Origin of the sequence: Aurantimonas sp. C2-5-R2, from assembly GCF_036549495.1 — a bacterium.
GTDB classification, from domain to species: domain Bacteria; phylum Pseudomonadota; class Alphaproteobacteria; order Rhizobiales; family Rhizobiaceae; genus Aurantimonas; species Aurantimonas coralicida_A.
In genome coordinates this window covers 1-1,818 of the sequence record NZ_JAZHLJ010000209.1, presented here as the reverse complement: position 1 = coordinate 1,818, position 1,818 = coordinate 1, and the positions used below count along the sequence as shown (strand labels likewise).

2 protein-coding genes are annotated in these 1,818 nt (G+C 56.2%); both read right to left on the bottom strand.

The window, feature by feature from the left end:
- Positions 1–226: 226 nt before the first annotated feature.
- Positions 227–1,096: a DUF4231 domain-containing protein gene (locus VQ044_RS25005; protein WP_331827884.1), complete on the bottom strand. Its 870-nt coding sequence runs from the start codon at positions 1,094–1,096 to the stop codon at positions 227–229.
- A gap of 5 nt (positions 1,097–1,101) precedes the next feature.
- A complete protein-coding gene (locus tag VQ044_RS25000; protein ID WP_331827883.1) occupies positions 1,102–1,512 on the bottom strand; it encodes a TIR domain-containing protein in 411 nt (136 codons plus the stop codon).
- Positions 1,513–1,818 lie beyond the last annotated feature (306 nt).

The window sequence follows — 1,818 nt, the reverse complement described above, 5'->3', positions numbered from 1 at the left end:
CTGGGGCATTACCATGTCGATACGTTACCTGCGCCCTCAAGGGTAAATTCCCGGGTGGTCGATGTCTCATCGTCATTGGCACGGAGGGGCAACGATCGCTTCAAGGGCGGATGGGCGTCTACGCAAGCGGGGCGCCCGGCCCGCACCATAAGGGGAGCGCAGTTGATCTGGGCGCCCTGGCCGTCACCGTGTCCAAGCGGCGTGACGCCCCAGCAACGGACCATCACTATTGCGCCTGCTGCCTTGCTACCCACTGAGTATGCTCACGCGAGAAGGCTTGTTCGGCTTCGTTCACGAAGTCCGAGAATTCTGGCTCAGTCGCAACTTCTTTGACCCGCCCTTGAATGATCCCGATTTCGTGAGCAGTGAGGGTGTATGAAGAAGCGAGTTCGTTAAATTTCTTCACCTGCGTCCAGCCGATTATGCTAGCCGCTGCAACTATGATCGGTTCAATGGGCCATAGTTCCTGCTGCGGATAGGCGATCCGCAGCAACACAAGAGCAATAGCAAGGCCGTAGGCAATGATCCCCGCGATCATCCAGGTGACGCTCGCCTTTTTGTTTTCGCGCGCCTTCCGCGCATACCATTTACGTTGTTCACGAATGCGGTTCGTGTCGTAAAAGACTTTTCGCTCCTCGAGCGGCAGCGCACGCGTCTCCTCCATAGTGGCAGTTATCTGATCATTGGCCGCCTCGTCAGGTGGAATTCGATCACCTATGTGTCGGTTTGCGTCCAGAATTGCCCGCAAGTGATTTCGAAACTCCGCACGCCGTACAGCTACTTTATCGGCGTCGCCAAAGGGTTCCGATCTCATGCAGTAGCGCCAACAAGACGTCTTAATGGACTCGGCGAGTGCTCGCCCCTTGTACCAATCCTGCTCGGGCTTCCTCCACGTTCGGAAGATCAGGACTGCAAGGGATGCCAAGAACACAAATGCGTAAGCGACGAAGTACAGCGGCTCGCGGCTGAAGTCTAAGGAAAGGATGGCCGCGAGGAGGAGGAGCCCGTACTCCCCACGGATTAACCTGAGGTATACCGACTGCGAGCCGGCAGACATCTGACTCGCCGACCGGTATAGCGCTGGGAAATCGAACATTTTTGTCACGGCACAAGACGGCGAATGGCTGCAACAATCGAAGCCGAATTCCAGGCGACCATCTCATCTGCACAGTTGACGACGCTCTGAGGCGTTCGCTGCTCGCCCCACCGCCTGATCCCCAAGATCGGCTTCCCTATTGACTTTGCGAAGTCCATTTCGAACTGGATCCACTCGCTGTGGTTCACATACATGCCTGAGACGATCACCACGCACTGAGTCGGCCTGATCTGGCGGCGCATGGCCTCCGTGAGATCAGCCGCAGACATCCTGTCGAACGCGTCATCTTCCGGCACTGAATAGTTGGTCCAGGTGAAGTTGTTCGCGTCGTCCAAAAACCGAACAGCACGCTGGTAGCGCTCACTGTACTTCCATGCGTGACTGATGAAGAGACGGTAATTATGAAGATATGGCACTGTGATCCCCCCTTGGTGTGAACGCACACTATGTGGCGACGGACCGCTAGCCAAGAGGATGAACGCATTAGATAGTAAGAAGGCAGCCGCGATCGTCGCTTGGCACCATTGACGGCGTTCCCGCTTCGTTCTTCAACGATGCATGGACCGGATTCGCAGCCTCCTTCAGATAGCTGACCGTCTCGAGGCCGCTTTCCGCCAGCAACGGGTGGTTAAGCTAAGAGCCTGATTCAAAAGTTCACGAATAGATCCAATATCTTGCGATGCGCCTCGTGAGCATGCGGATGTTGGCGATGAGGGTCCAGG

Coding starts and splice junctions, on each gene's coding strand:
- VQ044_RS25005 (WP_331827884.1), bottom strand. CDS start 1,096: ATGTTCGATTTCCCAGCGCTATACCGGTCGGCGAGTCAGATGTCTGCC.